Here is an 8,225-nt window from a genome sequence, read left to right on the forward strand (position 1 = left end):
TTATGTCAGTCCGGTTCAGTTCGAAAGGCTGGCCGGATAGCTGCCAAACCGCTCTCCACAAATGCGGAGCAAGACCATTCTTGTCAGCGCCCGGGTCCCGCCATCCGGCACCGGATCTGTCGGCTGCTCTTGCGGGCGCACCGTCGGACGTGCCGATCGTTTTGCTCGACCACCAGCCAAGGAACGCCGCGCAGGCGGCGGCACGAGGTGTGGCGCTGCAACTGTCCGGGCATACGCATGGCGGCATGATCCTTGGGCTGGACCGGCTGGTTGCGCGGAGCAACAACGGTTTCGTCTCGGGCCGATATGCGGTTGGTGGCATGACGCTCTACGTCAACAACGGCACCGCCCTCTGGCCCGGCTTTGCGCTGAGGCTTGGACGGCCGTCCGAACTGACGCGCATCACCCTGCGGCGCACGGCGCAGCAGGTCAGCCATCATGTACAGCCCGCGATGGGTTCGGGACTGCGACAGCCCGCTACTGTCGCCGCACGATGACTTCACGAGGACTATGCCCTGCCGCCTAATGGCAGCTTCTGGCACGAGGCGGAAGTAGACTGAACATCGGGTTTAGGCAGGAACACCAGACCTTCGCGGAGGGCAGGGGGTCGTCACTGCCTGACCCGATGCAGCCATTCCTTGGGAGTTCGGCACGTGAGATAGTAGCGGCCTAAAGAGCCGAGAAAGGATTTCGCATGAAGCGTCGTGATTTCCTCACGATAGGTGCGGGTGCGTTTGCCGTGACCTCTTTGCCCAACGCCGTCGCAGCGCAAGCCCCGGCCGTCGAGACGCATTCGCTCGGCAGCTTTCTTCTCACCCGGACAGCGCCAGGCTTGCAGGTCGCGCACAAGAATGCACCAGACCGGATCATCTGGGACACCGGGGCCGATGGCGATTTCCTCGCCGCCGAGATCGCCACCCCGCACATCCGCGAATTCGGCACGCCGGAAGGATCCTTCGAGATCACCGATGCCGTATCGATCTCCTTCAGGCAGCCCACGATTGAGACTATCGTGGTCGAGGGCAACATAGCGCTGGTGACGGGGAAGCTCAGAGGGGTCACCCGAACTATCGGTTACAAGCTAGCATTCGAGCCGGTGTCGACCTCTCACCTGCGCTTCGTCATCACCGTGGATGCGGCAGACGTGAACCGCATCCGGCTCGTTGCTGGCTCGGTCGCCGATGAAGCCATCTTCGGCTTCGGCCAGCAGCTCACCTATGCCAACCAGAAGGGCTTCGTCCTGCCGATTTTGGTGCAGGAGCACGGCGTCGGGCGTGGCCAACCTGTCGTCACCGAGATTATCGATCACGTAGCCAATCAAGGGGGCGGAACGCCCTTTGTGACCGAGGCCCCAGCTCCCCATTATTTGACGAGCCGCCTCCGCTCTTTGTTCCTGGAGAACACCGAGTACAGCACTTTCGACATGCGCCAGTCGGACCAGATCGCGATCAAGGTATGGTCCGCAACCATGACCGGCCGCATCCTTTACGGAAGAACGCCGCTCGAGCTGGTCGAGGCGTTTACCGAGTATGCAGGCCGCATGCGGATTCTGCCCGACTGGATCCATGATGGGCTCATCCTCGGAACCCAGGGCGGCACCGACGTCGTGCGCCGGAAGATCGACACAGCGAACAAGGCCGGCATCCCGCTTGCTGGCGTCTGGCTCCAAGACTGGCCTGGCGTGCGCGTCACCGCCACCGGACGGCAGCTCTGGTGGAACTGGCAGCTCGACGAGACCTACTATCCGGGCTGGAGAGAGCTTGTGGCTGACCTGGAGCGCCAGGGCGTGCGCATGCTGACCTATATCAATCCCTTTCTATCGACGGAGGAAGGCCACAACAGCCTCTACACCGAGGCTCTGGCCAGGGGCTACCTCGTCAGGAAGGCGGACGGCACCCCGTTCCTCAACAGGAACACCACCTTCTCCGCAGCGCTTGTCGATCTGAGCAACCCGGACGCCCGGTCTTGGATCAAGGGCGTGATGAAGAGGGAGATGATCGAGAAGGCGGGCTCCTCCGGCTGGATGAACGACTTCGGCGAGGCGCTACCTTTCGATGGCAAGCTCCACGATGACGCCGACTCGGCCGTCTGGCACAATCGCTACCCGCAGGAATGGGCCCGGGTTGCCCGCGAGGCAATCGAGGAGGCAGGGCGGGGGGACGACATCGTATTCTTCGACCGATCCGGCTTCACCCAGAGCCCGGGTGCGGCGACGCTTTTCTGGCTCGGCGACCAGATCCAGAACTGGAGCGAGTACGACGGCATCAAGACCGCCGTCGTGGGCATGCTGTCTGGAGGTATGTCGGGAGCCAGCCTGATCCACAGCGATACGGGCGGATACAGCGCCTTCAAGTTCGATGTCGCCGGGCGGGAGATCCCGATCATCGCACGCACGCCGGAGCTGCTGATGCGGTGGAGCGAGCTGAACGCCTTCACGGCTGTCCTGCGCACTCATGAGGGTCTCATTCCAGCCATCTCGGCCCAGGTCGATTCAAGTCCGGAGCTGCTGGCGCACACGGCCCGTCTTGCTAGGGTCTACAAGGGGCTGGCGACCTATCGCAAGCGCCATGTGGCGGCAGCGGCGGCGCATGGCCACCCGCTGACCCGTCACCTCTTCCTTCACTACCCCGATGACCGCAATACCTACGGCCTGCGCTACCAGTATCTGGTTGGTCCTGACCTCATGGTCGCGCCGGTCGTGGACAGGGGCGCTACATCGGTTGAGGTCTACTGGCCGGAAGGTGCCGAGTGGACCGATCTCTGGACAGGTGCCAGTGTGGGGAAGGCCGGTGAGTGGACTCGGGTATCCGCGCCCCTGGGCAGGCCTGCGGTGTTCCTGCGCAAGGGAGCAGATTCGGCGAATGAAATCATCGGCGGGCTAAGAGATGCCAATGCTCTAAACTAATCGAGGCTGATCCTTCTGGGTGAGGAAGGTCAACTCCTGGCACGGCGCGGAAGTACGCCGGACGTCCGCTCAAGCGTGGAGCAGTAGACCTTCCCGCAGCGGCTGAAATTTCCTGGGATGACCCATTGCGGACCTTCCGCAGATTGCCGCCTCGTACTACGAGAAACTGACCGAACATAAGGGCTTAGGATCTTCTGCGTGCGACGCTGGTCGCGCTGTCACCTAGCGCCGGGTGCAACTGACTTCTGCACAGTCCAAGCCCCTGAAGAAGCGAGCCTCCTGCGACTGCGTGGATTTCATGATCTGACCCCGGTACCCGCACATCAGCATCCTGGTTTGCTCGGGTGCCCTGCCGCCGAGGTTCAGCGGCGAGGCTCCCGAGGCCCGCTTGGTGCGCAAGCCCTACCGCGTCGCGGAGATCGCGCCGATCATCCGCGCGATGATGCCCGGGTAACCCTGCCCACCGGCACGAGGTGACCACAATGGACGTGCTGGCCCAGGACCGACCTGCCGTAATCCCGCAAATCGGGGAAGCCGATGCCGGACCGTCTCCTCCCGGAGCGGAGAACGTTGCGACCCTGTTCGAGATCGTGGGGATCGGCATCTTCCTCGCGCTGCTGGCGGGAGCCGCTGCCATCCTGATCCGACATAACCGACGCCGCTGATCATGTCTCTGTGGATGTAGCATCTGATCGGGTCTTCGAGGCTGGGGACAGACCACAAGGCGGCCTGCACCAAGCTGCCGACAGCGATCCATAACAGCCGTCATGGAGGAGCGGGGGACAAGAGGCGCCCACTACATTGAGCACCAGAATGTCTAATCGAGCACAAGAATTATTCCCGAACGACCTGCACGGGATGATCGACGAACCAGGGGCGGTGTTATGCAGCTCTTTCCGAGGCTTGTACCTTGCTGTCCGCAACGACCGCGCCACGGTGACCAATGCTCCGGTCTGATCCGGTGGTGGTGTCACGCGATGTCTGTCGCTCCAGCTCTGCATTCAGCTCAGCGCCGAGCAGCACAGCAAAGGCGGTCAGGTAGGACCACGTCAGCAGCATCATGATCGTCCCAAGAAGCCCCAGGGTATGGTTGTACGAGGGGAAATGCGAGACGTAGAATGAGAAGCTGGTTGCGCTCACAAGCCAGAGAACGGTTGCAACCGCCGCTCCCGGGCTGACCCAGCGCCACTTGGCGGCGCGCCGGCACGGGGCGAAGCGGTAGAGCATGGACAAGGCAGCGATGCAGAGCATCGCCAAAGCCGGCCAGCGGGCAAAGGAGAGAACTGCTTGCAATGTCGGACCGAGCGGCAGCCAACCGAGGAGGATGGGCAGCAGGGCCACAAGTGCGAATGCCAGCAGCATGAACAACCCGGCTGCCACGGCAACGACCAATGCATCCCATGACCGCCGCAGGAACGTGCGGGCTTCCTCCTCCCGATAGGCGACGTTGAGCGCGGCGATCAGACCCGAGGCTCCCGACCAGGCACCCCACAGCGCTGCCAGAACGCCGCCGCCGAGACCAGTTCCAAGCTGCGTGCGGGAGGTACGGGCAATCGCCTGCATCTGATCGGCAAGGAACGTGGTGGCGCTCCCGGGCACGAGGCCGCCGAGCATCTCGATGGGGCGATGCACCGCCTCCGGGTTGCCCAAGAGGCCGAAGAGGGCGACCGGGACAGATATGCCGGGAATAGCCGCGAAGATGGCGCAGAAGGCCACGCCAGCCGACCGGAGCCACATGCTGTCACGACGTAGCGATTGGGCCAGCCTGGCGAGAACGTCGAACCAACCGCGATCAGAAATGTCGCCCGGCTGGTTCGCGTCACAGGTGGCATCCGCCCACGCTTCTGGATCGAGAGATTGGTCTTCCGGCATCTGCGGGCGGATAATGGCATCCATACTGACGAGGGCCTCCTGCTGCGGTAGATCAGGACAATGACGTGATGCCTGTCGTCACGGACAAAAGGTGGGCCGGGGCACGCGATCCGTTCCCATGATGAGGGTACGAGCCAACTCCTTGGCTCGCCAATGGTTCAGCAGGCAGGAGACACTGCTCTCACTCGGTCGGCTTGCGGGCACTCCGAAGGGGGCTGTCGGACAGACCTTGGTAGCAAATGGACGCCTGCAAAAGCCAATCACCCAGCCACAACGGAAGCATATGTGCTTTGAATGCAATCCAGTTTCATGACCAGCGTTGCGCGAAATCGCAGACTGCATCCGCCTCGGCAGATGGTGCTTCAGTTCCTGTTCGATACATCCCTCTCCAAAAACTCCCTGGCCGCTGAGGGAGCAGGAGGAAGCCGAGTTTCAGGAGGAAACGCCCGAAGTCGGGCCAATTGAGCCTACGTGTCTGCCCCAATCGCCCCACCACTTAGGTTAAACGTGGCAGGAGATATGGAGCGGATCGGCGCGCCTGGGCCAGGAACCGACGTCAAAACTCCCCCGTCGAGGGGCAATCGACGGGGGAGTTCTCTCAGGAGCTGACTTGCTTGTCGTCTGAGGCTGATGGGTCCCGAGGGATGAAAGAGGTCCAATCCACAATCCTGAGAATGCGCCCTCCGCAGAGCGACAGCCTTCACCTAAGTAAAACCAAGCCGGAGATTTCGGCCGGATGTCCCACCGTGGCTGAGGCCATCCGGGCGGCGGTCCAGGTGTCCGCGCGGACCGCGAGCTACGGCCGGACGGTGCAGGTGGTGGTCGACGAGCCGGGGAAGGGCCTTACCGTGATCTGGGACTCAACCCACGACGGGTTCAGCCGCGCCTGAGTCCTTTTGATCCGGCTGGTTATGACGGCAGTCCCCACTCACGGGCTGCATGCGCGAGCCGCGGACCTTCAGGACCAGGATGACCGAGCTGAGCACCACGCCAAGGGCACTGAAGATCAGCACGGGCGGGCTGCCTAGCGCGTAGCCGTAGACTGTCCAGAGCAGGAGCCCGAAGGTGCGCACCGCGAACATGCGCAGGGAGATGGCCGCGACATCGCCGATCCGGCAGCATTTCACGACCTGCGGCACGAAGCTGTAAAGACCAATGCAGCCGGCAGCAGATCCAATTAGCGTCGAGAGAGACACATCCATGGTTCAGCGCACTCCCGCTGACTTGAGGCCACGCAGCTTCAGCACCAGGATGAGGCCGGCCAAGACCACGTTGACAACGTTGAACAGCATGACGGGCACGCTTGCGATCATCAGCCCGTGCACAATCCACAGGCCGTAGGCGATCAGGGAGGCGATGTACATGCGCTTCGAGATCGCCTCGGTGTCTCCTTCGCGCCAAGCCTTGAGCACCTGCGGCACGAAGCTGAGGCTGGTGCACAGTCCCGCCGCCAAGCCCAATGCCGTCAGCCACCACGTCTGCATTGTCCGCTCTCTCATCACGTGAACGTCATGAACACGGAGGGGGTGGCGAGGTTCCCGGACAGGCAATCGTGTCGCACCGCGGCCTCTTCCTGCCTCCAGGCAAAGGCTGCGCCTCAAAGGCATTCCAGATGTGCAGGGACAAGGAGCCCCGTTCGAGCCATCGAACGGGGCCCAGTCTACGGAAGCTGGTCAAGGAGACCTGCGCGGGCGCAGGTTGCCTCCGCAGGAGATCAACCGCACATCCTCATCAACGTTCCTCCGCAGGAGCGTCGGATCGACGGGCAACACGGAGCTTGGGGGTTACATGGACGCGAGCTTTTCGTCCACAATCTTCATTTATGGCTTGGCCTTCATCCTGGGTGTCGGCAAGGCCTGCACCCTGCTGATCTGGCGCACCCTCCCGAAGCCGCGGCCGGGCTTGCGGCAGGAGGCAGGGGCGGCTTGGCGGCGCCGGACGCAGCGAATGTCCCCCGAAAAGCCGCCAGACCATCCGCTTGGCGGCCCGGACAGTCATCCATCGACCCTGCCACCGGCACCCCAGGATGGACTGTCTCGGCCATGAGCGGTGGGGCTCGGCCTCGGCGACCTGAGATCCCGGCGGAAAAGGCTGCCTACTTGGGCTTGTCGTTGTCGAACACCTTGGGGTGGCTTGTGGAGGTGCCGGACGTGCCCGAGGCGCTGGTTGTCCCGGCAGCCGTGCTCCGCGACCGTCCACGCATGAAGTACCAGATCAGGCGGCAAGGATCGCCAGGCCGAGGATGATCCAGAGCCAGGGGACGCCGCTGCCGTCATCGGCAGGTGCGGGCGCAGGCGGTGAGCCGGGCGCGGCAGGCGGCGTGGCCTGACTCCGTTCGGCTCGTGCCCGACGATCCGGTGAGGCTGCCGGCCAGCCCGGCCGCCGCGGCGCCAAGTCCGCCTGTGGTGCTGCCGGGGGTCGAGGCGTCATGGCCCTGCCATCCTTCCGAGTTCCAGGCGGCCCGCTGTTCGTCGAGGTCCAGCACCCCGTCATCGTCCGGGATGTCGATCACCCGGTCGACCTCGTCATCGTCACACTCCACGGCGACAACGGAGGCGCCGCGGCGTACGCCCTCGACATAGGCATGGGCATCGGACCGGGGTACGCCCGCATTCTCCAGGTCATCGATCAGGTTGTCCGAGGCATCTGAGTAGACATTGATCCCACCCCGCGAGATGCCGGCCTGCTCGAGGAGACTAACGATCTCGCTGGCTTTCTGCTGGTCGTGGTAGAGGCACGTGACGGTCTTGGACATGAGGTTGGCTCCTGTGAGGCTGTAAAGAATTAGACCCGTTCCTGATGGTCGGGTGAGCCGGAGACATCCAACGGCAGATGCCATCCCAGGCGTTGGCAGGACATCGTCTGTCCGGGAAAGCGGCCGTACTGGCCTACTGACCGCACCCGAACGGCCTTCAGCCACACGGGCGCCTCTATGAGGCAGAGATCGTTCGCGGCAGGCGGGTGCTCCACAGCTTCGACGTCGAATCCGGCCGCCTTGAGGCGCGTGAGGCACGGATCAGAGACGGGCTATGCCTCGAATGCCACAGCGGCAAATGGCTTTCTCGAACAGGGCATGGAGATCATCACCACGCCGTTCGCGATCAAGGCGCTGGCGACCAGGATCCGAAGCATGATCTAGGTAAAGTGAGGGGCACAGATCTACCTGCGGGAGCGGGGATCACCGGAGTGCAAGCCTATGGCCGCTCCCCATACTGCAACCGGGCATCGACTTGAACACCATAGCCGGGCGAGCCCTCGGCGCTCTCGCGAACTTGGGCAAATCTGTGAACGCCAAGCTGTTGGGCAGGATAAACCAACAACTTTCCGCATACGTTTCACTGCCAAACAAACAGGATGTTTAGCGCTGCGGCCCCATCAGAGCAAACGAGTGCTCTGCACAGAAGATGTGGCTGTGGAGGTTGGCGATCCACTGACGGCCGGAGGTCGT

The 8,225-nt window shown here is 63.1% G+C and carries 9 protein-coding genes and 1 pseudogene; 6 read left to right on the forward strand and 4 right to left on the reverse strand.

What is annotated here, in order from left to right:
• Positions 1–80: 80 nt before the first annotated feature.
• The 3 genes and pseudogenes from JKG68_RS29870 to JKG68_RS29880 form a co-directional block, all read left to right on the forward strand.
• Positions 81–497: pseudogene (locus tag JKG68_RS29870) on the forward strand (metallophosphoesterase); the annotation flags it as partial.
• Positions 498–694: 197 nt separating this feature from the next.
• Positions 695–2,905: an alpha-glucosidase gene (locus tag JKG68_RS29875; protein WP_202065794.1), complete on the forward strand. Its 2,211-nt coding sequence runs from the start codon at positions 695–697 to the stop codon at positions 2,903–2,905.
• Between the two features lie 482 nt (positions 2,906–3,387).
• Positions 3,388–3,570, forward strand: coding sequence for a hypothetical protein (locus tag JKG68_RS29880; RefSeq protein WP_202065795.1), 183 nt, complete (start codon positions 3,388–3,390; stop codon positions 3,568–3,570).
• 217 nt (positions 3,571–3,787) lie between these two features.
• On the opposite strand, the gene JKG68_RS29885 is transcribed toward JKG68_RS29880, so the two are convergent.
• Positions 3,788–4,801: a YihY/virulence factor BrkB family protein gene (locus JKG68_RS29885; RefSeq protein WP_202065797.1), complete on the reverse strand. Its 1,014-nt coding sequence runs from the start codon at positions 4,799–4,801 to the stop codon at positions 3,788–3,790.
• Positions 4,802–5,451: 650 nt separating this feature from the next.
• Here JKG68_RS29885 and JKG68_RS29890 point away from each other — a divergent pair.
• Positions 5,452–5,667: a hypothetical protein gene (locus JKG68_RS29890; RefSeq protein WP_202065799.1), complete on the forward strand. Its 216-nt coding sequence runs from the start codon at positions 5,452–5,454 to the stop codon at positions 5,665–5,667.
• Here the strand turns inward: JKG68_RS29890 and JKG68_RS29895 are convergent.
• Both JKG68_RS29895 and JKG68_RS29900 read right to left on the reverse strand, forming a co-directional pair.
• The gene (locus JKG68_RS29895; protein ID WP_202065801.1) at positions 5,638–5,979 is read right to left on the reverse strand and encodes an SWEET family sugar transporter; all 342 of its coding nucleotides are present in this window, start codon (positions 5,977–5,979) and stop codon (positions 5,638–5,640) included. The two genes, JKG68_RS29890 and JKG68_RS29895, sit on opposite strands and share 30 nt — an antisense overlap.
• A 3-nt stretch (positions 5,980–5,982) precedes the next feature.
• Positions 5,983–6,261, reverse strand: a complete 279-nt coding sequence (locus JKG68_RS29900; RefSeq protein WP_202065803.1) for an SWEET family sugar transporter — start codon at positions 6,259–6,261, stop codon at positions 5,983–5,985.
• 304 nt (positions 6,262–6,565) lie between these two features.
• On the opposite strand from JKG68_RS29900, the gene JKG68_RS29905 reads away from it, so the two are divergent.
• The gene (locus tag JKG68_RS29905) at positions 6,566–6,823 is read left to right on the forward strand and encodes a hypothetical protein (protein WP_202065805.1); all 258 of its coding nucleotides are present in this window, start codon (positions 6,566–6,568) and stop codon (positions 6,821–6,823) included.
• A 226-nt stretch (positions 6,824–7,049) separates the two neighbouring features.
• Here JKG68_RS29905 and JKG68_RS29910 read toward each other — a convergent pair whose 3' ends face one another.
• A complete protein-coding gene (locus JKG68_RS29910; RefSeq protein ID WP_202065807.1) occupies positions 7,050–7,532 on the reverse strand; it encodes a hypothetical protein in 483 nt (160 codons plus the stop codon).
• Between the two features lie 249 nt (positions 7,533–7,781).
• On the opposite strand from JKG68_RS29910, the gene JKG68_RS34395 reads away from it, so the two are divergent.
• Positions 7,782–7,916, forward strand: a complete 135-nt coding sequence (locus JKG68_RS34395; RefSeq protein ID WP_281399264.1) for a hypothetical protein — start codon at positions 7,782–7,784, stop codon at positions 7,914–7,916.
• Positions 7,917–8,225 lie beyond the last annotated feature (309 nt).

This window comes from Microvirga aerilata, from assembly GCF_016743775.1.
Classification (GTDB): Bacteria; Pseudomonadota; Alphaproteobacteria; order Rhizobiales; family Beijerinckiaceae; genus Microvirga; species Microvirga aerilata.

Coding starts and splice junctions, on each gene's coding strand:
- JKG68_RS29890 (WP_202065799.1), top strand. CDS start 5,452: ATGCGCCCTCCGCAGAGCGACAGCCTTCACCTAAGTAAAACCAAGCCG.
- JKG68_RS29910 (WP_202065807.1), bottom strand. CDS start 7,532: ATGTCCAAGACCGTCACGTGCCTCTACCACGACCAGCAGAAAGCCAGC.
- JKG68_RS29905 (WP_202065805.1), top strand. CDS start 6,566: ATGGACGCGAGCTTTTCGTCCACAATCTTCATTTATGGCTTGGCCTTC.
- JKG68_RS29875 (WP_202065794.1), top strand. CDS start 695: ATGAAGCGTCGTGATTTCCTCACGATAGGTGCGGGTGCGTTTGCCGTG.
- JKG68_RS29895 (WP_202065801.1), bottom strand. CDS start 5,979: ATGGATGTGTCTCTCTCGACGCTAATTGGATCTGCTGCCGGCTGCATT.
- JKG68_RS29880 (WP_202065795.1), top strand. CDS start 3,388: ATGGACGTGCTGGCCCAGGACCGACCTGCCGTAATCCCGCAAATCGGG.
- JKG68_RS29900 (WP_202065803.1), bottom strand. CDS start 6,261: ATGCAGACGTGGTGGCTGACGGCATTGGGCTTGGCGGCGGGACTGTGC.
- JKG68_RS29885 (WP_202065797.1), bottom strand. CDS start 4,801: ATGGATGCCATTATCCGCCCGCAGATGCCGGAAGACCAATCTCTCGAT.